This is a genomic window from Leclercia sp. LSNIH8 (assembly GCF_002920195.1).
Lineage (GTDB): Bacteria > Pseudomonadota > Gammaproteobacteria > Enterobacterales > Enterobacteriaceae > Enterobacter.
The window spans coordinates 163,056-187,858 of the sequence record NZ_PQJY01000003.1 but is presented as its reverse complement, the minus strand read 5'-3'; the positions used below and the strand labels follow the sequence as shown (position 1 = coordinate 187,858).

Here is a 24,803-nt window from a genome sequence, read left to right as displayed (position 1 = left end):
GGCGCTTTCACGGCGTCAGGCTAGACTTTTTCATCATGGATTTTCTCTTCTGTTACCCATTTGGTTCAGGGTTGAGTCTGCCCTGTCCAGTGAAGAGAAGATTATTTCAGGAGACAGAAATGGCTATAGGTAATTCGCTACGTGGGTTCCCCCGGTTCCTGCAGTGGCTACTGGTTGGTCTGATGGCGATCATCGGGCTGGCCGTCGGTGGGCTGGGCTTTAAGCTCGCCACCGTAGGGGGAAGCTGGTACTTCCTGATCATGGGTGTGGTGATGCTGATCGCCGCCTTCCTGATCGCGCGCGGGCGCACCAGCGGTATTCTCCTTTACGCGGTGGCGTTTATCGCCTCGCTGATCTGGGCCGTGAGCGACGCAGGCTGGGATTTCTGGCCGCTCTTCTCACGCCTGTTCACCTTTGCGGTGCTGGCGTTCCTCGCCGCCATAGTCTGGCCGTTCCTGCGCGGCACGGATCGACCGGTTAACAAAGCTCCGGCATTCGGCATTGCTGCCGTGCTGGCCGTCGCCATGCTGGTGAGCCTTGGCTGGATGTTTAAACCGCAGACCCTGGTTGCCGCTAACGAACCTGTACCGGTAAAACCAGTGCCCGCGGGGCAGCAGCAGAAAAACTGGGCGCACTGGGGTAACACCACCCATGGCGACCGCTTTGCCGCCCTGGATCAGATTAACAAGCAGAACGTGAGCGATCTGAAAGTGGCCTGGGTTGCCCATACTGGCGACATTCCCCAGAGCAATGGCTCCGGCGCGGAAGATCAGAACACCCCGCTGCAGATTGGCGATACGCTCTACGTCTGTACGCCGTACAGCAAGGTGCTGGCGCTGGACGTCGACTCCGGGAAAGAGAAGTGGCGTTATGACTCCAAAGCCACTGCGCCAAACTGGCAGCGCTGCCGTGGTCTGGGCTTCTTTGAAGAGACTGCAAATGTGACAACGTCACAGGCAGAGACCCAGCCTGCCGCCTGTCCGCGTCGTCTGTTCCTGCCGACCACCGATGCCCGTCTTATCGCCATCAACGCCGATTCCGGCAAGCTGTGTGAAGACTTCGGCGACCATGGCGTGGTTGACCTGAGCGTCGGTATGGGCGAAGTGAAGCCGGGCTACTATCAGCAAACCTCCACCCCGCTGGTGGCGGGCAATGTGGTGGTTGTAGGTGGTCGTGTGGCGGATAACTTCTCCACCGATGAGCCGCCGGGCGTGGTGCGCGCCTATGACGTGCACAGCGGTAAGCTGGCCTGGGCCTGGGATCCAGGCAACCCGAACATCACCGGCCTGCCGCCGGAAGGCCAAACCTACACCCGCGGAACACCGAACGTCTGGTCAGCCATGTCCTATGACGCGAAGCTGAACCTGATTTACCTCCCGACCGGTAACGCTACCCCGGACTTCTGGGCTGGTCAGCGTACCGAAATGGATGACAAATACAGCTCCTCCATTGTTGCGGTGGATGCCACAACCGGTCAGGTGCGCTGGCATTTCCAGACCACCCACCACGATCTCTGGGACTTCGACCTGCCATCGCAGCCACTCCTGTACGATCTGCCGGACGGTAAAGGCGGCACCACCTCGGTGCTGGTGCAGACCAGCAAGCAGGGCATGATCTTTATGCTCAACCGCGAAACCGGCGAGCCGGTGGCGAAGGTGGAAGAGCGTCCAGTGCCTGCCGGAAACGTTGAAGGCGAGCGTTACTCCCCGACCCAGCCATACTCCGTCGGCATGCCGATGATTGGCAACCAGACCCTGACCGAATCGGACATGTGGGGCGCCACGCCGGTTGATCTGCTGCTGTGCCGCATTCAGTTTAAAGAGATGCGTCATCAGGGCGTCTTTACCCCGCCGGGTCTGGATCGCTCTCTGCAGTTCCCGGGCTCACTGGGCGGGATGAACTGGGGCAGCGTCTCGGTTGACCCGAACAACAACCTGATGTTCGTGAACGACATGCGCCTGGGGCTGGCGAACTACATGGTGCCACGCGCTAATGTAGCCAAAAACGCCAGCGGGATTGAAATGGGGATCGTGCCGATGGACGGTACGCCGTTTGGTGCGATGCGCGAGCGTTTCCTCTCTCCGCTGGGTATTCCATGCCAGAAACCGCCGTTCGGCACCATGTCTGCCGTGGATCTGAAGTCCGGCAAGCTGGTGTGGCAGGTACCGGTAGGTACCGTGGAAGATACCGGTCCGCTGGGCATCCGCATGCATATGCCAATTCCGATCGGTATGCCGACGCTGGGCGCCTCGCTCTCCACCCAGTCTGGCCTGCTGTTCTTCGCCGGTACGCAGGATTTCTACCTGCGCGCGTTCGATACCGCTAACGGGAAAGAGATCTGGAAAGACCGTCTGCCGGTGGGCAGCCAGTCCGGGCCGATGACCTACGTGTCACCAAAAACCGGTAAGCAGTACATCATCATCAATGCGGGTGGTGCGCGTCAGTCTCCGGACCGTGGGGATTACATCATCGCCTATGCCCTGCCTGATAAACAGTAATCGCGTTTAACCGTCGAGCCGGCCACCCTTGTGGCCGGCTTTTTTATTTCTACGGCTTAGCGGAGAGAGAATTTTCGATCCAGGTCGCCGTTGTGCCGTTCTGGTAACTGACCACCAGGTTCTGATGGACGCCAGCTGGCCAGCAGCTGCGTAAGACGGCGCGTTTTGTCTCCTCGAAGAAGGGTTTATCCCCTGCGGCCTGGTAATCCGTCGCGCGGCCATTGAGCTTGACGTTAAACGAGACCGTCACCCTGCCGGAATATTTCTGCGCCGCGGCCTGCTCAGGATAGCGCGGCTGCACCCGGTATACGTCGCCGTCGCAGTCCGCCTGCCCGTTATCGACGGTCGATGTGCTGCCGCCCACCGGGAAGGATAATCCGACACCCACTCCGCTGCTCCCCCCGCCGCCGCCGATCCCGATGCCGCCAACCCCCACGCTGCCGCCAGAGGCACACCCGGCCAGTAACCACGCTGTGCAAACCACCTGCGTAAATCGTTTCATCGTCCTGTTCCTCTTGAGCCCTTACATCCATCATAGCGGGGAATAAAAAAAGGGTTCATGTCGAAACATGAACCCTTTTTTGCCCGGCGGCGCTTCGCTTGCACGGGCCTACGGTTTTGTAGGCCGGGTAAGCGCAGCGCCACCCGGCAGGATGCGGCTGGGGATCAGAAGGTTTCCCAGTTATCACCATCGGCAACCGCCGGACGCAGCGGTGCGGCTGGCGCGACAGGCGCCGCTTTACTGCTGCTGCGGGCCTGGCCCATACCCTGCAGGCGGAAAGCGCCTACCGCTTCAGTCAGACGGGCAGCCTGATCTTCCAGCGAGGCCGCGGCGGCAGAGGCTTCTTCCACCAGCGAGGCGTTCTGCTGGGTCACTTTATCCATCTCCGAGATCGCCTGGCTGACCTGCACAATGCCCCGGCTCTGCTCGTCGGAAGCGGCGGCAATCTCCAGCATAATATCGGTGACGCGTTTAACCGCTTCCACGATTTCGCTCATGGTGTTGCCTGCGGCAACCACTTCCCCGGAGCCCTGATCGATGAGCGAAACCGACTCGCTGATCAGCCCTTCAATCTCTTTCGCGGCGTTGGCGCTGCGGCTGGCCAGCGTACGGACTTCGCTGGCGACCACCGCAAACCCGCGCCCCTGCTCACCGGCACGGGCGGCTTCCACCGCGGCGTTCAGCGCCAGGATGTTGGTCTGGAAGGCGATGCTGTTGATCACCGCGGTGATTTCAGAGATTTTCTTCGAGCTGCTGGAGATGTTGCCCATGGTTTTCACCACCCCGGAGACCATCTGGCCGCCGCGGCTAGCTTTACCGGAGGCATCTTCCGCCAGTTTACTGGCGTGGTGCGCGTTATCGGCGTTCTGCTTCACGGTGGCGGTCAGCTGTTCCATGCTGGCTGCGGTCTGCTCAATTGCCGCGGCCTGCTGCTCGGTACGGGATGAGAGATCGGTGTTACCAGCGGAGATTTCGCTGGTGCCACGGTAGATCTCTTCCGCTCCCTGGCGCACGGTGCCCACGGTATTCACCAGCGAGCGCTGCATGGTTTGCAGATCGTGGGTCAGACGGCCAATTTCACTGCGCCCGGTCAGATCTTCCGCCAGCGTCAGGTCGCCTTTGGCGATATGGGCAATACGGTTCGCCGCGCGCTGCAGCGGGTTAATCACCGTGCGACGCAGTACGATAAAGGTGATCACCGTCAGCACCAGGGCCAGACCAAAGGCGCCGACCATAAACATCAGCCCCAGCTGGGTGCGGGTATGCGCCTGTTCGGTCAGCATATTGGCGCGGTCGGTACGGATCTTGATCGCCTTCAGCAGCACCGCGTTATAGGCATCATCCAGCGGACGCGCCGTCTCGTTTTCGTGGTTGATGATGGCTTCGAACATGCCGTTTTTGGCATATTTCAGCATCGGCTGCATGCCATCAATGTAGGCTTGGTAGCTCGTCTTCAGATCGCCATCCAGCGCTTCGTCCGCCGGGGTACGAACGCCACGGCTCATGTAGGCGGCAAAACCATCCTGTGACTGTTTGAGCCGCTGTTCCGCTTCCGCGATGTTCTTTTTCATCTCATCCATTTCGGCGATACGGCTGGCAGCGCCCGCATGGATCATGTTGATACGCGCTGTGCGCAGATGGTTTGAACTGTTTGATAACCCAGTACGTACCTGAATTTCAGCGGTCACATCTCGCAGATCCTTATCGGCCTGCAATAAAAAATAACCTGCCAGCCCGGCGCTCAGGGCAAACAGCAAAATAATGCCACCCAAAATCGAGGAGAAAAGCGGAAGCAGCCTGATGTGATGCAGGAAGCCCAGCTTATGTTGCGCCCGAACTGTTGTTGTTGTGTCCATAGCCGTTGACTCTCTCATAGGTAAGATGCGTGGAAACACGCCTGTAAAATAGTCATCGGCACTACCGAGAATTTGATTACGGCTAAAATCGCAACACGGGTCACAATTTCGCAATGATTTTTAAAGAGATGTCGTCCCGCTGCCCATAAAGGCGCAGCGGGAGAGAGAAGGTTTATCAGTTATCGCCGAAATGGATAACGGTACGGATGGATTTCCCTTCGTGCATGAGGTCGAATGCCTCGTTGATCTGATCCAGCGGCAGGCGGTGGGTAATGAACGGATCGAGCTGAATTTTGCCCGCCATCGCGTCCTCTACCATGCCCGGCAGCTGGGTACGCCCTTTCACGCCGCCAAACGCGGAGCCACGCCATACGCGGCCAGTCACCAGCTGGAACGGACGGGTTTTGATCTCCTGACCCGCACCGGCCACGCCGATGATCACGCTTTCGCCCCAGCCCTTGTGACAGCACTCCAGCGCCGCGCGCATGACGTTGACGTTACCAATGCACTCAAAGCTGAAGTCGACGCCGCCGTCGGTGAGTTCAACGATGACGTCCTGAACGGGCTTGTCGTAGTCGTTCGGGTTGATGAAGTCGGTCGCGCCCATCTCACCCGCCAGCTTGAATTTTTCCGGGTTGGTGTCCACCGCCAGAATGCGTCCAGCTTTCGCCTGTACCGCGCCCTGGATCACCGCCAGACCGATGCCGCCCAGACCGAATACCGCCACGGTATCGCCCTCTTTCACTTTGGCGGTGTTGTGGACGGCACCAATACCGGTGGTGACGCCGCAGCCCAGCAGACAGACCTTGTCCAGCGGCGCCTGTGGGTTCACTTTTGCCAGCGAGATTTCGGCGCAGACGGTGTATTCGCTGAAGGTGCTGGTGCCCATGTAGTGATAGATCGGCTCACCGTTGTATGAGAAACGGGTGGTGCCGTCCGGCATCAGCCCTTTACCCTGTGTGGCGCGCACCGCCTGGCAGAGGTTGGTTTTGCCGGATTTACAGAACTTACACTCGCGACACTCAGCGGTGTACAGCGGGATGACGTGATCGCCCGGTTGCAGGCTGGTGACGCCCTCGCCGACTTCCACCACCACGCCGCCGCCCTCATGGCCGAGCACCGCCGGGAAAACGCCTTCCGGATCGTCACCCGACAGGGTAAACGCGTCGGTGTGGCACACGCCGGTGTGGGTGATTTTGACCAGCACTTCACCCTTCTTGGGTGGCGCCACATCAATTTCAACGATTTTCAACGGCTGGCCAGGGCCAAATGCAACAGCAGCACGTGATTTCATCTTACTTTCCTTTTAGTGATGTCAGGTGTTTATTTTAGATAAGAGCGCAGCAAATGGCCGACTTCCGCCATTCTTACAGCCCGCTGATCGGCGGTGGTATCGCCCGTCACCAGCTCATCTTTGAGGTGAATTTCGACCATCTCGCCCATCAACCCGTTTGCAGCGCCGCGCACCGCGGCGATTTGCTGCAGGATAGCAAGGCAAGGTTCGCCGGACTCAAGCGCCCGCTCCAGGGCATCGACCTGTCCGCGAATGCGGCGCACACGCGTCAGGACACGTTTTTTGTCTTCAGATGAATGTGGCATGGGAGAGGCTCCTGGATACTGTAGGGGGGTATAGTATTTTATTTTACAGAGCGCTGTAAACGTGAATATTCAGAGAGGTGTCGCGGTGGGATAGGGAAATCAGGCTGGGACAGGTGTGATGATAGTTCAGGATATGTTCCTGCCCTGGTTAAGGGCAGTTGGCGTCGGCTATTTTACACGACCTTTAGTACGCGGCTTCCGCAGGCATAAGGGATGCTTAAATATCATCCTGCGTGAAACCCACAACAATTTCGAGCGTATTACGTATGACATCGGCAGCCTCTTCATCCGATGTTTGTTCAAGCGCGTAAATTAACTGAAGAATAATTTGCTTATTGGTGAGGTTATCACCACTGAGAATAATACATCTTATCGCTGAACCTAATATGGCAGACTCAACGGACAAGGCACCGCCGGCTGAACGGAAGTAGGATGCCAGCGCCTGATCCTGAAGGGCATTGAAATGCGGTGTGTGCTGAGAAATATTAGGTTCCATATTATCCACTCAAGGTTAATGTTTTTTATCGTATTTATGCTGAGTATCAGTCACCATAAAATGGTGCATTCTGTTGACATAACAATGACTTCTGACTTCTGTCTGTATGCCACTACTGGATTTAACCTTTTGCTCAACCTCTAATGCTGCCGCCGACAGCGCACTTCGTCTTTCAACATCACGCTCTATGCTGGCCATAATTTTCAGTTTAACGGCCAGCGTCTTAAAATTTATAGGACCGTTGTCTTTTAAAATTAACAACACAGCTTCGCCAATAAGATCGTCCCTCAGTTTTTCAGATTTCGTTCTATGCATAACTGTTCTCACGCGACTGAACGTAGCCGGGCTACCTCTCATCGCACTATCAATATACTATTTTGCGTAAGGTGCTTTACCCTCTTTGCGCAAACTCCTATATCGACTGCTTTAAGCCACAGAAGCGCTAACACTCTCTATCGTTCAAAAAACAGTGCGATAAGCTCATTATAGTGGGCAATTTCTGCTTCATCTTCCGTCTCTTCTACCCGTCGTAATAGCCTGGTACAGATAGCCAGACGGCTCAGATTACGTCCCTCATTCAGAATTTCACCGACAATGAGCCCCAGCGTTTCCTGCTGGCTACGCAGACTGGCTTTATTAAAATAGGCGGTGATAGCCTCAGCTGAACTTTGGCGCGAACTGTTACCTCGCATAGGTGCTCCGGATTGACGTTTAGGTTAGGGGTTAAAGTGATGTTAAAAATATACTAAACCGCCATAGTTGTACATATTCATTGTACAACTTTTTGAGATTTTAAATAGCAGCCTAAGTTATTTTCAAAAATAACAACGCCTTAAAAAGCACTAAAAATTATCTGGCGTTCAAAATCCACAAAAACCATTTTATATAAGTGATTAATTAACAAGGCTTAACTATCACCCATCAATTATGGAACTCTGCCTGAAAACAGAGCTGCCAGCGCATCATAAACGGCCCTACTGACCTCACAGTTCAGCACCCAGGCTGTACAACTTCCGCTACGTCAATGACACGTTAATGATTAACATGACTCCGGTGGCGTGGAGGAGCAAAGGGCTGAACGTAACCTGGTGCTTTTCAGCATAACCTTAAGGCAATATTCTCAATTCCCTACCATGCTTAGGCTTTTTGTCTATAAGGAGCCCACGCTATGAGACGCCTGTTTACCTCCATTTTCTCCAGCCCTGAGGCGCTGCTACAGGTGATGAGTCAGCAGGAGATTATTGAGGCCGTGGAGGACGGGGACCGCATCATTATCGATCAGGATGGTAACGCCTCGGTCAACTATAAAAGCAAAGAGGTGCGACAGGACTTCCTGCGCCATGTTAACGCGCTGAAGAGGGCCTGATATGGGAACAGCGATTTTTATGGTGCTGATGGTGAGCGGATACTGGTACACCAGTCGTGACCTCTCCACCCGGTTCAAAATTAAGCGTTCCTTTGGCTGGGATGTCTATTTTCTGGTCGCGCTGTACGGCTGTATCTTCGTTTTGCAGGGCGTGATCGCCACCAGCCTGCTTTGGCTGTTGCTGCTCGGGCTCTCTTACACTGCCAATACCTTCCACTTAACTGCCCAGGACAACGCCAACTGGCAAGTGGATTTTATGAACTGGAGCTTTCTGGGCATCCAGGCGCCGGTGGTGGTGATGCTGGCTTTTGCCATTCTGTTTTGTCTCTATCGCTCGAACTGGGCGGGCAGCGCCAGGCTGGACGGCGAAGGCCGCAAGCAGCTTTACAAGCGCCTGTCGCAAGCCAGCGGGATAGAACAGTTGCTTTATCAGTGCATGGAAGAAGGCGAACTGGCGCTGGTGACGCTGAAATCGCGGCGGATTTATATCGGGATGATCCATACCGCAACCCTGGAATATGAAAAGACCGCCAACATCGTGCTGATCCCGATGCTGAGCGGCTACCGCGACGGCGAGACGCTGAGCCTGCGCATTGAGCATAACTACAGTAAATGGTATGCCGACCACGATATTACGCTCGATTCACAGCCCAAAAGCGCCATGGCGTTTCGCAAGGTCATCATGCTAGATCAAATTGAAAGTCTTTCACTTTTCGACCCCGCCAGCGCCAGTGCGCTGGATCTGGAACGGCATACGGAGAGTGCAGAGTGAAATTTTTTCACCATCATGAAGATGACTCATGTTGCAATGAAATTTAGTCGCTTTCACTCCCTCCCCGGCTCTGGCATAACTTAAGCCATATTAACGTATTAGCAACATACAGACTGACTTCTGTAACCGCGAGGGGATTTCAGTCTTTATGTCAGAGCCGGGAAACATCACCATGAATAACGCTTTCACCTTCACGATTACCCACAGTCGTTTCGATGAAAATTACAACCCATCCGAAAACACGCGGATCACCACTAACTTTGCCAACCTCGCCCGCGGGGAAAGCCGTCAGCAGAACCTGCGCAATACGTTAGTGATGATTGACAATCGTTTCAATGCGTTAGCGCACTGGGACAACCCGAAAGGCGATCGTTATTCCGTAGAGCTGGACATCATCTCCGTAGAGATGAATATCGCGGGAGAAGACAATCACGCCACCTTCCCGGCGATTGAAATCTTAAAAACCAACATCATTGATAAAAAAACCAACGAGCGCATTGAAGGGATCGTCGGGAATAACTTCTCCTCTTATGTCCGGGATTACGATTTCAGCGTTCTTCTGCCGGATCATAATAAACAGCAGACGACCTTCACCATTCCGGCTAATTTTGGCGAACTGCACGGCAATATCTTTAAGCACTTCGTTAATTCCGATGAATATAAGGCCAATTTCAACAAGCCGCCGGTTATCTGCCTCAGCGTCTCCAATAAAAATGTCTATCACCGCATCGGTAATGCCCATCCTGTTTTAGGCATTGAGTACCAGCAACAGGGCTCTTCGTTAACAGAAGCGTACTTCAAAAAGATGGGCCTGCAGGTGCGCTACTTTATGCCGCCACACAGCGCCGCGCCGCTGGCGTTTTTCTTTACCGGCGATTTGCTGAGCGACTACACCTTCCTGGAGCTTATCGGCACCATCAGTACGATGGAGACATTCCAGAAGATTTATCGCCCGGAAATTTACAACGCGAATTCGGTCGCCGGGCACTGTTACCAGCCCAGCCTGACTAACGAGGATCACTCCCTGACCAAAATTGTTTACGACCGCGAAGAGCGTAGCCAGCTGGCCATTGAGCAGGGAAAATTTACCGAGAAACACTTTATCAAGCCGTACAAAACTCTTCTTGAGCAATGGTCTGCTCAGTACGCGCGTTGATTCAATTAAAACAATAAGGTCACCTGTTATGAAAACATTGCTCCCCACCTCCACTGCCGGCAGCCTGCCGAAACCCTCCTGGCTGGCACAGCCGGAGACCCTCTGGTCGCCGTGGAAATTGCAGAACGAAGAACTGCTCGCCGGTAAACAGGATGCGCTGCGTTTGTCCCTCGACGATCAGCTGCGGGCTGGCATTGACATCGTCAGCGACGGTGAGCAAACGCGCCAGCACTTTGTCACCACCTTTATCGAGCACCTCAGCGGCGTCGATTTTGAGAAACGCGAGGTGGTTAAAATCCGTAACCGCTATGATGCGAGCGTGCCGACCGTGGTCGGCGCCGTGGCCCGTCAGAAGCCAGTGTTCGTTGATGATGCGAAATATTTACGCCAGCTCACCACCCAGCCGATCAAATGGGCGCTGCCGGGTCCGATGACCATGATCGACACGCTCTATGACAACCACTACAAAAGCCGGGAAAAACTGGCCTGGGAGTTTGCAAAAATTCTCAACCAGGAGGCCAAAGAGCTGGAAGCGGCCGGGGTCGATATTATCCAGTTCGACGAACCCGCCTTTAACGTCTTTTTTGATGAGGTGAATGACTGGGGGATCGCCGCCCTGGAGCGCGCCATTGAAGGGCTGAAGTGCGAAACCGCTGTCCACATCTGCTACGGCTATGGCATCAAAGCCAACACCGACTGGAAGAAAACGCTGGGTTCAGAGTGGCGCCAGTACGAAGAGGCGTTCCCCAAACTGCAGACCTCGAATATCGATATCATCTCGCTGGAGTGCCACAACTCGCGCGTGCCGATGGATCTGCTGGAGCTAATCCGCGGTAAAAAGGTGATGGTCGGCGCCATTGATGTGGCAACCAACACCATCGAGACGCCAGAGGAAGTGGCCGCTACGCTGCGCAAAGCGCTGCAGTTTGTGGATGCCGACAAGCTCTACCCGTCGACCAACTGCGGAATGGCGCCCCTGTCCCGTCAGGTGGCTAACGGCAAGCTCAATGCGTTAAGCGCAGGAGCAGAGATTATCCGCCGGGAGCTGGCGGCGCGATAAGTCCTCAGGCCGGGCAAGCGCAGCGCGCCCGGCTTTTCCCCTCTCATCTCTCTGGTTCGCCTGCATTAATCAGCGTTCAAGTGCAGCGACGATAGCGGCTTCCATTTTCTCCGGGGTGGTCATCGGTGCAAAACGTTTGAGCGGTTTGCCGTCGCGTCCGATGAGGAACTTGGTGAAATTCCACTTGATTCGTCCCCCCAGTACGCCGGGCAACGCCTCTTTCAGATAACGAAACAGAGGATGCGCTGTTGCGCCGTTGACCTCCACTTTCCCGAACATCGGGAAGCTGACGCCGTAATTGACGTGACAGGTCTGGGCAATGTCGTCCGCGCCGCCAGGCTCCTGCTTACCGAACTGATTGCAGGGGAAACCCAGCACCACCAGCCCCTGGTCGGCATACTTCTTGTAGAGTTTTTCAAGACCAGCGTACTGGGGTGTAAAGCCACACTGGCTGGCAGTGTTCACCACCAGCACAACCTTCCCCGCATAGTCGGCCATAGAGATGGGCTGACCGCGCAGGCTGGTGGCCGTAAGTTGATGAAAGGCCGTCATCTGGGATCCTCAGAGCAGTAGGTTTTCAGGCGTGGAGGAGTATAGGGCCTCATCCTGGATATGTCCGCCTCTGACCGGTATCGAATCTGCCAGCAATAAGAAAAATACCCGGAAGATAATGACAAATAAAAAATGCGATCTAAGATTTTTACCAAACAAAACTGAGAACATGGAGTCGAGGATGACGATTGTTTTATTCACCGCGCTGGCCTTTCTGCTGATTTTGGCCGGGCTTATTTGCCTTCTGAAGCAGTTAGTCGATGGATTTTGTCATCCGGAGGGGTCTTAAACCCGCCTGAGATGCCCGATGCTTGACGCAGCATCATCCCGGTAGATATTCCCATCAATACGCCTGATTCTGGTGTTATTCCATCTACTCGTTTTTCGGTTACCGGCCAGCACGCTGCGCATCGGCTATCACGCCGACGGGCAACCAAAACGCTTCACCTTTACCGATGTGGTGGTGACGCGTTAATCGCTTTTAGCCCAACCGTCCGCCGCTGAGGTTACAGTTCCGGGAAATTCACCCTCTATACTTAAGAAAAACCACCGGAGGTAACTATGTGCGGACGTTTCGCCCAGGCCCAGACCCGGGAAGAGTATCTTGCTTTTCTGGCGGATGAAGCAGACTGCGATATCCCCTACGACCCGGAACCCATCGGGCGCTATAACGTTGCGCCCGGCACCAAAGTGCTGCTGCTCAGCGAACGCGACGATCTGTTGCATCTCGACCCGGTATTCTGGGGTTACGCCCCTGGCTGGTGGGATAAAGCCCCGCTGATCAATGCCCGGCAGGAGACCGCCGCCACCAGTCGGATGTTTAAACCGCTATGGAACCATGGCCGGGCAATTGTCTTTGCCGACGGCTGGTTTGAGTGGAAAAAAGAGGGAGAGAAAAAACAGCCTTACTTTATCTCCCGCGCCGACGGCCAACCCATTTTTATGGCCGCCATCGGCAGTACGCCGTTCGAGCGCGGGGATGAAGCGGAAGGATTCCTGATTGTGACCGCGGCAGCGGACAAAGGGCTGGTGGATATTCACGACCGACGACCGCTGGTGCTGACGCCGCAGGCGGCACGTGAATGGCTTCGCGAGACGGTAAGCAGCAAAGAAGCTGAAGAGATAGCGCAGACCGGTGCCGTTCCCGCAGATGATTTCCACTGGCATCCTGTCACCCGGGCGGTGGGAAACGTAAAAAATCAGGGGCCAGAATTAATCAATAAAATAAGCGAGCCGTAAAAATAAAGCACGCTATTTTTTCAGAAATAACGAAACGGCAGTTAATATAAAATGTCGTCAACGTAGCGGCAAAATCATTTATCGGGAGGGCCAGAATTAGCCCCCCTTTAACACCTAAACTACCTGTTTTGGCCAGCGTCTTCTTTTTGGCATTGGCACGCATGAGTGTGCGGTGAGTCGGGTTCCACAGACGGAACAGACAGCACCATGAGGTTGGGTTTGCGTAGGGCTAAAAGAGGTAAAACGAAACCGCTTGCTCGTGCAAACCGGGCACTCAAATTTTATGTTGGAAATAGCACCTCCGGGCAGGTGTGTAGAGCCACCACCATAGCGCAATTATTGATCGTCCAGGGATATATCTTTCCTGTTCGACAAATATTTACGTTCAGGCTTTGCACTATTTTAGTGAAAGCAATTTATTTGACGCGCGGTAAATCCGAAAAACGTGTGGTATATCGCGGAGACAACATCTCCCTTTTCATTTGCCACTGCTGCTCTATTCCCTGCCCCGCAAACCAGATTGTTCCGCGCCCTTGCTCATTTAATTTGTCGACGAGAGCCATCAGCTTTTCGCTATTGCGGCGCGGCGGATTTTCATCAAATAAATTAAGCTGCGCGACGCCAGAGCTGAAAAAATCCCCCAGCATGACGCCCGCTTTTTGATAGCGTAGCCCCTCTCGCCAGATGAGATCCAGACAGCGCGTCGCCGCGTTAATGATGTCCCGGCTGTCTTCGGTTGGCGTCAGCAGTTTGACGGAGGCGCTATTGCCGTAGTAAGGCTCGTTCAGCGCAAACGGCGAGGTCTTCACGAAAGCCGAAATAAACCGGCAGTACTGGTGCTCGGCCCGCAGCTTCTCGGCGGCGCGGGCAGCATAGCTACAGATGGCCTGGCGCATCGCCTCATAGTCTGAGATCCGCTCGCCGAACGAGCGGGAGCAGATAATCTCCTGCTTGTGGGCAACATACTCCTCAAAACCCAGACAGGACTCGCCGCGCAGCTCGCGAACGGTACGCTCCAGCACCACGCTGAAATGCTTGCGAATCAGGGCGGTGGGAGTGTTCGCCAGATCCAGCACGGTATGAATGCCCATCGCATTGAGCTTTTTACTCAACCGTCGCCCGACGCCCCATACCTCTTCGACGGGCAGCGCCGCCATCAGCTTGCGCTGACGCTCAACGCCGGATAAATCGACCACGCCGCCGGTCTGCCGCTGCCATTTTTTTGCCGCAAAGTTTGCCAGTTTGGCGAGGGTTTTGGTGGGCGCAATCCCTACCCCGACGGTGAGGTGTGTATGTTGCAGTACCGTTCGGCGGATTTCGCGGCCAAAAGCGTCCAGATTATAGCAGTTGCTGACCCCGGTAAGATCGCAAAACGCCTCATCAATCGAGTAGATCTCGACCCGCGGCGTGAGCTCTTCCAGGGTGGTCATCACCCGATGGCTCATGTCAGCATACAGCTCATAGTTACTGCTGAAGGCGACAATCCCGTGGCGGCGGAAGATCTCTTTCTGTTTGAAATAAGGCGCCCCCATCGTCACCAGCCCTTTCGCCTCGGCGCTGCGGGCAATCACGCAGCCATCGTTATTCGACAGCACCACCACCGGGCGCCCTTTCAGATCCGGGCGAAACACCGTCTCGCACGAAGCATAGAAACTGTTCACATCGACAAGCGCAAACATGATTATTTGCGCCCTTTAACGAACGCAGCAATGCGCGGGAAGGTGAATAGCATAGTCTCAAATCCGTTTAACTGTATATATATACAGTATCAATGATTTTTCGAACAAATCAAGGTGCTTACCGGCACAACGGTTGAGACTATGGTTCAGGTTAATAACCGGAGTGGCTTATTTACAGGCCACCAGATCGGCCATCTGCTTAGCATCCGGCAAGCCGACGATCTGCTGCAGGGTGCGATCTTTATTTAGGTAATAGATGGCAGGCGTACCGCTGGCGCCGAGCTGCGTCATCAGCTGCTGGTTATGCTCTATCTGCTTAAACACCGCAGGTGGGGTATTACTCGTCAGCGCCGGTTTGGTTTTGCCGTTGCTGCTCTCCATGTCATACCAGACTTTAGCCGGATCCTTCGCGGAGAGGATGGCCGCCGCATACTGCGCGCTGTCCGGGCGGATCACGCCCACCAGCAGGGTTGTGGTGCTGATGCTTTTATCCTTGATAAAGGGCTGCGCCTGATGCCAGAACTTATTGCAGTAGGGGCAGAAAGGATCGGCGAACACCACCACCTGACATTTCGCGTCCGCGCTGCCCTCTTTAATCCCCGGCGCGGCGGTGAGCTGTTTCCACATTTCGCGCCCGGCGGGAATATAGATCTCCTCGTTGATGATCTTCTCGCTCAGGTTATTGCCCTGGGCATCATACATATAGCCTGAAACAACATGTTTTTTATCCGGTGTGAGATAGAGCGTGACGCCCATGTCCTGATATTTGCCCAGCCACCCTTCTACGCCGCCGGGCGCGCTGAACGGCTTGATGATTTCAATGCCCTGCTTCTGGATTTGCTTAACAGGTTCGGGTAAATCAGCGGGCTGCGCCTGCGTGGCGGCGCTGAAGGTCAGAATTAACAGGGACAGGATCTTCTTCATTATTTTTCCTCAGTAAAATCAGATGGTGTAGCCGCCCCGGCCTTCGCCAGTGCGGTCAGTAAAGCCTCTTTGCTCAGCAGGGAGGGCAGAACATGCCCCTGCGGACGTGAAGGACCAAAAATAGCGTTAAACGGGATGCCGCTGGCGCCGTAGCGCCTCAGGAACTGCTCGATTTCCGCCGAGGGCTGGCTCCAGTTGCCTTGCAACAGAACCACGTCGTCGCGGTTTAAAGCCGTCACCACCTCAGGGCGATGAAGAACCATAACCTCATTAACCCGGCAGTTCAGACACCAGTCAGCGGTGATATCCACCAGCACGCGCTTTCTGGCAGCCAGCGCCTCGCTGAGCGCGGCCTCACTCAGCGGCTGCCAATTGAGGGGAGAATCATCCTTCCCCTGGGGTTGCGGGGCCAGAAACGCATACAGCCCGGCGCCAAACAGCACGCCAAACGCCAGGCTGCGCAGATTCTCTCTGTGATACGGCATGGCCTTTGCGCAGCGATAGAGGAACAACGCCACCATCAGGCCGCCGCCAATCAACACATATCGCGCGCCCCACTCTTTGACCAGCAGCGACATCAGCCAGATGCAGGAGCCCAGCATCAGGAGCACCAGCACCAGACGCAGTTTGCCCATCCAGGGGCCGGGCTTCGGCAGCCAGCGCGCCACGCCGGGGGCCATGGCGATCGCCAGCCAGGGAAGGCTCATCCCGATACCCAGCACCAAAAAGACCAGCCACAGTTGATGAACAGGCGCCGCCAACGCGAAGGTGACGGCCGTGCCGAGAAACGGCGCCGTACAGGGCGTGGCGAGCAGGGTCGCAAACGCGCCCTCCAGGAAACTGCCACCGATGCCGTTCCCACCGGCGGTAGCCAGCCGGGTGGTGAGCGAGGAAGGCAGGCGGATTTCCAGCAGGCCCGCAAGGCTGAAACAAAAAATCCACGTCACCAGCACCATCGCGCCAATAAACCACGGATTCTGGAACTGAAAGCCCCAGCCAATCCAGGCCCCGGACAGCCGCAGGCCGGTAACGACCGCCGCCAGCACCAGAAACGAGAAGATGATCCCGCCCGCCGTCGCCAGAAAACGCAGCCTTGTCTGGCGTCGCGTGCTCTCTGCCAGGGTCATCAGCGACGCGAGCTTGATTCCGAGTACCGGCAGAACACAGGGCATCAGGTTGAGGATCAGGCCACCCGCCAGCGCCACGGCCATGATCTGCCAGAGCGTGGTGGAGGGACCGGGGCTGAGCTCAACGGTAAGCTGCTGGCTCTGCGCGCCGTCGCTGACCAGCAGCGCGATCTGCTGCAAACCGTCGGCCGCCAGCGGCTCTCCCTGGCTGTCGCTGACGCTAAACCGTGCGGTCAGGGTGTCGCCCTGAACCGCTGTCTGGAGCGGAGCAAGCGTCGCCTCCTTCGGGTTATCGGTGAAGAGTTCGGGCCGGGACCAGCCTTGCGGCGAGGTCAGTTTCACCGTCAGGGTGTCGCGGTCCGTGGCGACGGATTTAACCGCTATCGCGCCGTGTGTCGCAGGAACCGCCCGCATCGCCTCATCCCAGGCGCTGGCAAAGTCCGCCGACGGACCGGCGGCAAGATTGATATCCAGCGGGAACGTGTTAACCACGCAGAGGTTACTGCACAGCGAAAGCGTCAGTTTCCCGCGCAAACGCTGCACCTCATCGGTGGTGATTTCCAGCGGAAACACCACCCGACGGTCGTAGCCCACCGAACTAAAGCCAGCGGAAGTAAAGCGCACGGGACGCGGCCAGTGCCACTGGGTAGTGGCCTGCGATGCCCACTCTATTACCGGCCGAAAGCCGCCGTCGCCGGGGGTTCGCCAGTAGGTTTTCCACCCTTCATCAGGGGTAACATCCAGCAGCAGGCGAACTTTGCCCTCTGCTGGCGCATCGTGCCAGACCTGCACCTGAGCGTGGGCATTGTCAGGCGTCATCGGCCAGCCCGGTACCGCAGCGCAGGCCGCGGACAGGCTGAACAACAGGAACCACAGGCTCCTGAAAAGCGTTTTCATAGTTTTCTCCGTGAAAAATTGACTAAACAGGCACTGCCATGTCAGTCATTCACGGAAAACGCAGTTTTTGAGATGTATTCGAAGGAGCGGAGGACGGAACAGGATCACCGGCCTCGGCAGGACGCTGATTTTGATCAGCACCGCTAAAACGAGCACCAGCAGACCGGGTAACAGCAGAAGGTTATCAAAATGAAGGGGTTGGGCGGAGAGCAGCGAGTGGGCGCTCAATTCGCAGGGTGACAACCCTGGGGAGGAAAGTTCCTGCGGGCTATGTTCAGCACTCAACGAGAGCGTGGCGGCTTTGACCTGCATGTGATGCAGGATAGCGGCCCGCTGGGTCAGACAGATCAGCATGACAACGCAGGCAACGAAAAGCAGCGCGATGGCTCTCAGTTGCCTGTTTTTATGTTGAGTCGGACCGGTCAGGATAGTCATGGGCAATGAGGATAGTGAGCGAGCCGCCAGCGGGCAAGCGGCAATTTGTAAAGTAATGCCAGCCCGAGCGTTTCGGCAAGGGTCAGCCTGACCGCAACTTGCAAAAATAAAGTGTATCCCGCCATACACCCTTTTCAATCTTAAGCCACCTGGCATTTCCGGGCTGGCCTTTTTGCGCTGATACAACTTAACGTCGTCAGCGAGCCGCAGGCAATCCGTAAAAACCTGCCAGTAAACATCCAGAATGACCGGCAGGTTTTTCGTTACTCGCTCCGCACGTCAGCGAGGATTTTCGCCATCCACACGCGGTCAATTGCCCCCGTATCATAATGGGCGAGAGTAAAAACCTGGGCCTGATTCATCATTAGCGCCAGTTCGGGGGTGATATTGAAACTTGCCGCCACTTCATGACGCTCAAGTCCAGGCCGACGCTTACGGCGTTCGACACGAAAGCGCAGCTGGTTGTATTTTGCCCAGCCGATCAGCGCCAGATCGATAAGACAGGCCACCAGCAGGTAGATACTCAACGTGCTGAGCGTGGTGTAGAACGGCCTCGTCCCCAGAAAGGGATCATGTTCAATCGCGCTTATCAGACCTCTGTAAATGAGCCAGCTAAACCCCAGCCAGGCAACGATGGTTAACAGCAGATCCAGCGCGCGTGGAAACAGCCGTTGTTCAGTAAAAATTAATGGTTGGATCATGGTTTTAATCTCCCAATACCGCGATCGGGACTCACCCAACGAGCTCTGCTGCGTTTGCGGCGCAGCATGACTTTCGGGAAAGCCACAAGCGTAGTGAACAGGCTCAACATCCAGTACACCACCGGAAACCAGATAACCCAGAACAGTGACGCCGCAATACCTTTCTCGTAGCGTCTCTCAATAAACAGACTGACCGCGAACTGCAACAGACAGACCACGCCCAGCATCAGGCCAGTAAAAGCCGGTGGGAAAAGGTGCTGAACATATAAAGACTCGGGCATCGGAATAAGCAGCCCGATGAGAAACAGCAGAATGCTGACGGCATAGGCAAAGGCCCATGCGGTTGACATACAAAACTCAAGAAACAGCGGCCACATGCGCCGGTACTCCCAACTCCACAAGCGACGCATGTTGACAATAAACACCTCTGCGCCCCCCTGCGCCCAGCGCAGACGCTGCTTCCAGAGCCCTTTCAGCGTCTCGGGCATCAAAATCCAACACAGCGCACGAGGTTCGAAGAAAATTGACCAATGGCGCAGTTGTAACTTCCAGCTGATATCAATGTCTTCCGTGATCATATCCGGGCTCCAGTACCCCACCTCTGCCAGGGCGCGACGGCGAAAAGCGGCAATGACACCGGAAACGGTAAAGACCTGACCATAGACGCGCTGGGTACGCTTGATGAGGCCGATGATAGATGAAAATTCCCCCACCTGGACTCGCCCAATCAGCGTTGAACGGGTACGGATACGCGGATTACCGGTCACGGCTCCCACGCGAGGGTGATTGAGCAGCGGTGCGACCATATACACCGCCGCATCTCTGTCCAGCAGCGCATCCCCATCAATACATACCAGAAAGTCGCTGCGCGCCGCCGCGGCACCAGCCTGCAGGGCGACCGCTTTGCCCTGATTTTCCGCCAGATGAATCACTCGCAGCCGCGAATATTTACTCGCTAACTGGTCCAGCACGGTCGCGGTGTTGTCTATAGAACCGTCATTGATAGCAATCACTTCTATATTTTCATAACGTTGCGCCAGCGCCGCTTCGATAGTCTCACGTGCATTCAGCCCTTCGTTAAAGCAGGGCACAAGAATGGAAATCAGCGGATTGCCTGTAAGTGTAGGTGGCGGTGTGCCCGGCCCCCATGGCCAGTGGCGCTCGCGGTGAAGCCAGAAATAAAGCCCACCGCTTATCCAGAGAGCCGACATAAACAGCGGCCAGAAAAAGACGAAATTAAGGATCACTTCACCGGTAAAAATCACCGCCACGCCGAGCGGAAAACTGAACATCAGGCAAAGGATCAGGAAGGCGATGAGGCGATCGGTCATTTTTGCGGATACCAGTAGGAGGAAAAAGCAGAACGGATCTCTGCCATCCGGGGTTGATCGTTAATGAAATCGTCCGGGTAGTAGCCATAGTTTCCGGCACCGCTCATCTTGAGCTGCCGCATCCACCCGTTAAGCATTTCACCGCTAATAGCGTCCTGCCCTGCCCCCTTACGCCAGTCCCGGGCCTGAAGTTCAAAAACCGTTTTATCCAGTGCGCCAGGGAAACGGGCGACCCGCCCGACCAGTCTGTCCAGCCAGGCATTGGCATCGTTGACCGGGACATTTTCCATCAGCGGCATCGCCATCGGCGCTGTCCAGTCGTAGGTGCTGAGAAAATCATTCAGATTCTGCGCAAACCAGGTTTCGCTCTGCGGATCCAGTACCGGCATGGCGTAAATGTTACGGGCGGTTTTGATCTGCGGGCCGCGCACGGCACGCACGGTTTGCGTGAGCTGTCGGGTAAAATCAATCAGGGCGCGACTTTTAAAACGCGTCCAGCGCGCCAGCAGTTGCGGGTTGGCGCGGATCTCCGCGAGGTTGTCCGGGAAACCTGCTGCACGATAGGCTTTGAGTGCATCCGGAGAGGCATCCTCAAAGTCGGTCAAAAAAGCGTCATCATGGAACAGGATGCCGCTGAAGTTGGCATGGCGCGCGAGATCCTCGTAGATGTCGTTGATTCTCTGACGGGCAACCGCATTCCAGGGTGATAAGCGCAGATAATGGCGGTTATCTGGCGCAATGCGTCCGTTGTCTGGCGACCACGCCGCCACGCGAGGCACCGAGGGGTCTAACCCAAACGCCAGTACCGGCATCCAGGCGTAAACCTTCACCCCGGCACGGGTCTGCAACTGCCAGGAAACGAAGTTAAACAGATCCGCCCGCATCGGTAGCCAGCGACTGCGAAAATAGAGCGCATTGACGTTGCCGTCCCCTTTCGGATCGGCATAGGCCTGTAAGAAGACATGGGTGATCTTCATATCGAAAACACGCTGGATGAGCAGATCGATATTTTTACGTTGTTGAGCCTGATTTTTGTCGTACACATAGTCGAGATCGATATGCATAACCCGCATGTTTTCAGGTTCTCTGACCTGAGCTATCTGGCTGGCGAAGCTACGCAGCGAAGGGTTATTGGAAATCAGCACCCGGGGAATATCTTCCAGCCTGGCGGCATTCGCCAGCCCCTGGTTCAGCGTGAAAGCCATCTGGTAGCCCTGCTGATGCGCGAGCTTCAGCGTTGTCCCGCTCGCCGCACCGTAGGGCCAGACCCAGGCTCGCGGTGCTTTCCCGGTGACCTCTTTGATTTTGCCCGAAATGCGCGCCAGGTCGGCATTTATACGCTTTTCAAACTGCGCATCCGTTTCGTACTGCCCGCTGGTTTTATCGTAGAAGCGGTTAGCGGCTGCGGGCTCCTGACTGCCTTGCGGGTTGGCCTGATGACCGTAATGGGATGCCCAGGTGTGCGCACCCACTTCCACGAGCCCCGACTCGCTGGCCTCGCGTACCATCTTCCAGGTGGCAAATTTTTCCCGCGGCGTCTTTAGTCCGCCAAAATCCACCAGCGAATGTTCCGGTGCATCCACCCAACTGCCGACAGGCGCCCACAAAGCAGGCCATTTGAATAACCGAAGCAGCGGCAGAACGCGCGTCGAGAAGCTACTGTATCCATCATCAAAGGTCAGCATCACCGCCTTTTCCGGCAAGGTGCTTTTTCCTGCATGGGCATCCAGCACCTGCTGCACGCTAATCGGCTGGTAACCGTTATCATGCAGCCAGGCAAACTGGTCGTTCAGGGCGCTGGTGCGCACAGAGAGATAGCGCTGATCGGCGGCGCCATCCTCCACGTCGTGCCAGGCCAGCACAAGAAAGCTGTTTTTGGGCCAGGGCTGGTCTGCATAGAGCGCCGGCCGTTCGGCGGGAGGAAGATAACGTGGTGCCGCGGCCAGTGCACACATGCTCATCATCATCCACCCGACGATTACCCTCGCGGCGAGAAGCCATCGTTTCATCATGATGCGCCCTTAAAACCTGACATTCAGATCAAATGCGAGGGCAATATTGCGCTCCCGCTTCCCGTCGTAAGGACGCTTATCCCAGGTCAGTTTCACCCCGGCATCCACTACGTTATTCCATTGAATACGTTGCCCGTAACCAAACTGATTGATGGCCCCAGCGCTGTGCCCTTTTTGCCAGTAACCGCCCGCCCCCGCTTCAAACTGCTGCTTCCAGACCGTGTCGTAATGGCGGTACAGCACCTGTTCGGCGCGCAGCCCTGCCACCGCCGAAACATCACGTTTGGGGTTGTAATAAGGCACATCTTCTTTGCTGTTGTGGCTGCCGCCGATGCCAGGGATAAAATCCAGCGTAAAACGTGGCGACGTCCAGAGGCGTTCTTTACCGCTGATGCCGTACTCCAGTCGATCGTTGCCGTCGGTGAAATGGGCACCGGAAAGCGAAAGTTGATATTCGCGTCGTTCGTTCTGATACCAGCGTACCCACAGATCGCCACCGTTGGCGTTTACCCCATTGCGCAGGGCACGCAGCGGCGTGTTACGGGATAACCGCTCCGCCGAGCCTCCGACCCGCCAGTTGTCGCTGAAATCGTACCAGCCGGAGAGGCGTCCGCCGATTTTCTGATCGGTGTTATCGTTGCGCCCGGAGATCTCCATTTCGGCCCAGCTATTCCTTGACGTCCATTCCGCGCCCGCCAGCAGGTCCCGGCTGATTCCCTTCCCTTCCTCAAAATCGCCACGGGCAAAGTTGTAGCCGGTAAACAGTCGCCAGTTTTGGTTAACAGGTGGGCTATAAAGCGCAGTGTTGAGAGTAAAATCATTTTTGCCACTGACCGGACTGTCGGATGAGATGCCCTGAGACCCGGCTATCCGCAGTTCCGCTTTGTTATGCACCGCCATCAGTCGTTCAAGCTGCAACGTGGCGGCATCATCCGGGCTGCGGGTGACCACATCTTTTGTGAGTTCCTCGGCCTGCTGCCACTCCTGTAGCTCCATGGCCGTCCATGCCTGTTGCCTTTCCAGGGTCAGGTTGCTGGGTTCAATGACTTCGGCAAGCTTAAGTTCGCGCTCTGCGGCACGCGGTAATCCTCTCGCCAGCAGCACTGAGGCATAGGCAATACGCAGTGCCTGGTTACCCGATCCTGTGCGCGCCAACCGCTCCGCATGCTTCTCGGCTGCGGGCAAATCATTCACGGCCACCAGATATTCGGTTTGTAAGGTTCTGGCCAACAGCCAGTTGTCATTGGGCTGCGGTGTGGGAGAACCATAGATCTTTCGCAGATAAGGGCTCTCTTTGCTGTAGTCATCCAGTTGCTGCTTCGCTTCGTCGAAATGGTTGTTATCGAGACGGGCATAGAGCAGTTCCTGTTGATCGTCCATGGTCAGCGGCGTGGATGCCAGGGTCGAGCCACGCGGAAAATAGATGCTTTCAAGCAGCGACTCGGCTTTATCCGGCTGCTTCTGCGCAAGATAGGCAGAGGCGACCCATCTTCTGGCGTAGTCAGGAACGGGCGTTCCGTCCGCCTCGAGCGATTCAAATTCGGCAATCGCTTTATCCATATGTTTACGAACAACCAGCGCGCCCAGCCGATCAATTCTGGCGCGTCGCACATCAGCTTGCGCCTCGGGATGTTGTTCCCATGCGGCAATCAGCGCGTCATAGCGAGCCAGTGCTTTATCTGCAACCAGAAATCGTTCTTCTTCATTGCGGGTGGGCGTGAACGCAGCGCGGACGGTTTGCGCCGCCGCATCCAGTTCAAGTTGACGTGTAATGGCATCAGGCTGCGGAAAGCGTTCTGAAAGGGTCAGCGCAGGGCCAGCAATGCGGCTGGCCGACATCGCAGCCAACAGCGTGGGCACCACATTTTTGTTGCGGTCTGAATCGGTATCGAGGTGGCTGGCCGCCAGTACTGAATCCCAGTTTTTCCCCTGAGCATGATAAACATAAGCCAGCAGGGCCTCTCTCTCTGGCCCCGGCTCCTCGTCTGCCCAGCGCCGGGCTTCGGTGACGGCCTGCTCGTTGCGATGGGCATCTGCGAGCGTCATTATCCAGCCGGTGCGGGCGTCGCTATTGCCGGGCTCATCTTGCAGAACGCTTTCCCAGACGGCCAGCGAAGCATTCCACTGCTTTTGGTTACGCAGCGCGCGGGCGGCAGCGACCTGCCCTCTGGCAGGGATGGCCATGTGTTGGCGATAACGCTCCCATACCGCCAGCGTCTCAGCATCATTATTGGCCCATGAGGAAACCTGAAGCCAGTCAGCAATCTCCCCTGCCGTTAATTGTGTCTGCTTTTCCCGAACGGCAAGGTATTGCAATAAAGGCTGGCGGTCGCCATCGCGTGCCTGAATTATAAGTTCGTCGTAGGTCGACATCCCGGCGTATACCCATGTCGGGAATAACATGCTCACCATTAATAAATATCGTCCCGAACGCAAGGGATTAATAACGCAAGAGGGGCAGGAAACTCTGAGCATAGCTATCCCTTTATCTCTGTTTTAACGTGAGCTTTGCATTTATTCATGGCTAAAAGATGACGAAAATGCGATAGCTAAAAAATAAATAAAAAAGTACCGACAAATTTAAAATCTCATACTTTCTTC

23 protein-coding genes are annotated in these 24,803 nt (G+C 55.8%); 6 read left to right on the top strand and 17 right to left on the bottom strand.

The genetic code is table 11. The annotated features are described in order from the left end of the window. Positions 1–119: 119 nt before the first annotated feature. Positions 120–2,498: a glucose/quinate/shikimate family membrane-bound PQQ-dependent dehydrogenase gene (locus tag C3406_RS09355; RefSeq protein ID WP_103822087.1), complete on the top strand. Its 2,379-nt coding sequence runs from the start codon at positions 120–122 to the stop codon at positions 2,496–2,498. 49 nt (positions 2,499–2,547) lie between these two features. Here the strand turns inward: C3406_RS09355 and C3406_RS09350 are convergent, their stop codons facing one another. From C3406_RS09350 to ycgZ, 7 genes are all read right to left on the bottom strand, one after another. Then, on the bottom strand, positions 2,548–3,000 hold the full coding sequence (locus C3406_RS09350) for an energy transducer TonB (protein WP_103822088.1): 453 nt from the start codon (positions 2,998–3,000) through the stop codon (positions 2,548–2,550). 164 nt (positions 3,001–3,164) lie between these two features. After that, the gene (locus C3406_RS09345; protein WP_103822089.1) at positions 3,165–4,856 is read right to left on the bottom strand and encodes a methyl-accepting chemotaxis protein; all 1,692 of its coding nucleotides are present in this window, start codon (positions 4,854–4,856) and stop codon (positions 3,165–3,167) included. A 175-nt stretch (positions 4,857–5,031) separates the two neighbouring features. Continuing rightward, positions 5,032–6,150 carry an S-(hydroxymethyl)glutathione dehydrogenase/class III alcohol dehydrogenase gene (locus tag C3406_RS09340; protein WP_103179746.1) on the bottom strand — a complete coding sequence of 373 codons (1,119 nt, stop codon included), beginning with the start codon at positions 6,148–6,150 and terminating at the stop codon, positions 5,032–5,034. Between the two features lie 29 nt (positions 6,151–6,179). Beyond that, a complete protein-coding gene (locus tag C3406_RS09335) occupies positions 6,180–6,455 on the bottom strand; it encodes a metal/formaldehyde-sensitive transcriptional repressor (RefSeq protein ID WP_103822090.1) in 276 nt (91 codons plus the stop codon). A 217-nt stretch (positions 6,456–6,672) separates the two neighbouring features. Continuing rightward, positions 6,673–6,951, bottom strand: coding sequence for a biofilm development regulator YmgB/AriR family protein (locus C3406_RS09330; protein ID WP_103822091.1), 279 nt, complete (start codon positions 6,949–6,951; stop codon positions 6,673–6,675). A gap of 15 nt (positions 6,952–6,966) precedes the next feature. Further along, complete coding sequence (locus C3406_RS09325; RefSeq protein ID WP_103822092.1) at positions 6,967–7,266, bottom strand: hypothetical protein; 300 nt, start codon at positions 7,264–7,266, stop codon at positions 6,967–6,969. Positions 7,267–7,403: 137 nt separating this feature from the next. Then, a complete protein-coding gene (gene ycgZ, locus C3406_RS09320; RefSeq protein WP_103179748.1) occupies positions 7,404–7,643 on the bottom strand; it encodes a regulatory protein YcgZ in 240 nt (79 codons plus the stop codon). Positions 7,644–8,119: 476 nt separating this feature from the next. Between ycgZ and C3406_RS09315 the strand changes: the two genes are divergently transcribed. The 4 genes from C3406_RS09315 (at position 8,120) to C3406_RS09300 (ending at position 11,305) form a co-directional block, all read left to right on the top strand. Beyond that, positions 8,120–8,317, top strand: a complete 198-nt coding sequence (locus C3406_RS09315) for a hypothetical protein (RefSeq protein WP_103822093.1) — start codon at positions 8,120–8,122, stop codon at positions 8,315–8,317. Position 8,318: 1 nt separating this feature from the next. Beyond that, positions 8,319–9,089 carry a hypothetical protein gene (locus tag C3406_RS09310; RefSeq protein WP_103822094.1) on the top strand — a complete coding sequence of 257 codons (771 nt, stop codon included), beginning with the start codon at positions 8,319–8,321 and terminating at the stop codon, positions 9,087–9,089. Between the two features lie 172 nt (positions 9,090–9,261). Next, positions 9,262–10,245 (top strand): DUF1852 domain-containing protein, encoded by a 984-nt coding sequence (locus C3406_RS09305; RefSeq protein WP_103822494.1) that lies wholly within the window; start codon positions 9,262–9,264, stop codon positions 10,243–10,245. A gap of 28 nt (positions 10,246–10,273) precedes the next feature. Continuing rightward, complete coding sequence (locus tag C3406_RS09300) at positions 10,274–11,305, top strand: methionine synthase (protein ID WP_103822095.1); 1,032 nt, start codon at positions 10,274–10,276, stop codon at positions 11,303–11,305. 69 nt (positions 11,306–11,374) lie between these two features. On the opposite strand, the gene C3406_RS09295 is transcribed toward C3406_RS09300, so the two are convergent. After that, entirely contained in the window at positions 11,375–11,857 is a 483-nt protein-coding gene (locus C3406_RS09295; protein WP_103822096.1) for a glutathione peroxidase, read from the bottom strand. A 561-nt stretch (positions 11,858–12,418) separates the two neighbouring features. Between C3406_RS09295 and C3406_RS09290 the strand changes: the two genes are divergently transcribed. Continuing rightward, positions 12,419–13,096, top strand: a complete 678-nt coding sequence (locus C3406_RS09290; protein ID WP_103822097.1) for an SOS response-associated peptidase — start codon at positions 12,419–12,421, stop codon at positions 13,094–13,096. Between the two features lie 114 nt (positions 13,097–13,210). Here C3406_RS09290 and ymcF read toward each other — a convergent pair whose 3' ends face one another. The 9 genes from ymcF to pgaA all read right to left on the bottom strand — a co-directional run bounded on the left by ymcF (position 13,211) and on the right by pgaA (position 24,677). Further along, entirely contained in the window at positions 13,211–13,432 is a 222-nt protein-coding gene (gene ymcF / locus C3406_RS26825) for a cold shock small protein YmcF (RefSeq protein ID WP_476629934.1), read from the bottom strand. 80 nt (positions 13,433–13,512) lie between these two features. Beyond that, positions 13,513–14,775, bottom strand: coding sequence for a Y-family DNA polymerase (locus tag C3406_RS09285; RefSeq protein ID WP_103822098.1), 1,263 nt, complete (start codon positions 14,773–14,775; stop codon positions 13,513–13,515). Between the two features lie 168 nt (positions 14,776–14,943). Then, positions 14,944–15,699, bottom strand: coding sequence for a thiol:disulfide interchange protein DsbG (dsbG, locus tag C3406_RS09280; protein WP_103822099.1), 756 nt, complete (start codon positions 15,697–15,699; stop codon positions 14,944–14,946). Continuing rightward, complete coding sequence (locus C3406_RS09275) at positions 15,699–17,723, bottom strand: protein-disulfide reductase DsbD family protein (RefSeq protein ID WP_103822100.1); 2,025 nt, start codon at positions 17,721–17,723, stop codon at positions 15,699–15,701. Before C3406_RS09275 ends, dsbG begins: the two co-directional genes overlap by 1 nt. A gap of 45 nt (positions 17,724–17,768) precedes the next feature. After that, positions 17,769–18,158, bottom strand: a complete 390-nt coding sequence (locus C3406_RS09270) for a copper-binding protein (RefSeq protein WP_199182704.1) — start codon at positions 18,156–18,158, stop codon at positions 17,769–17,771. Positions 18,159–18,421: 263 nt separating this feature from the next. Then, positions 18,422–18,859: a poly-beta-1,6-N-acetyl-D-glucosamine biosynthesis protein PgaD gene (gene pgaD, locus C3406_RS09265; protein WP_103822101.1), complete on the bottom strand. Its 438-nt coding sequence runs from the start codon at positions 18,857–18,859 to the stop codon at positions 18,422–18,424. Then, positions 18,856–20,190, bottom strand: coding sequence for a poly-beta-1,6-N-acetyl-D-glucosamine synthase (gene pgaC / locus C3406_RS09260; RefSeq protein WP_103822102.1), 1,335 nt, complete (start codon positions 20,188–20,190; stop codon positions 18,856–18,858). The genes pgaD and pgaC overlap by 4 nt, the downstream gene beginning before the upstream one ends. Then, complete coding sequence (pgaB, locus tag C3406_RS09255) at positions 20,187–22,202, bottom strand: poly-beta-1,6-N-acetyl-D-glucosamine N-deacetylase PgaB (RefSeq protein WP_103822103.1); 2,016 nt, start codon at positions 22,200–22,202, stop codon at positions 20,187–20,189. Before pgaB ends, pgaC begins: the two co-directional genes overlap by 4 nt. Before the next feature lie 9 nt (positions 22,203–22,211). Next, entirely contained in the window at positions 22,212–24,677 is a 2,466-nt protein-coding gene (gene pgaA, locus C3406_RS09250; RefSeq protein ID WP_103822104.1) for a poly-beta-1,6 N-acetyl-D-glucosamine export porin PgaA, read from the bottom strand. Positions 24,678–24,803 lie beyond the last annotated feature (126 nt).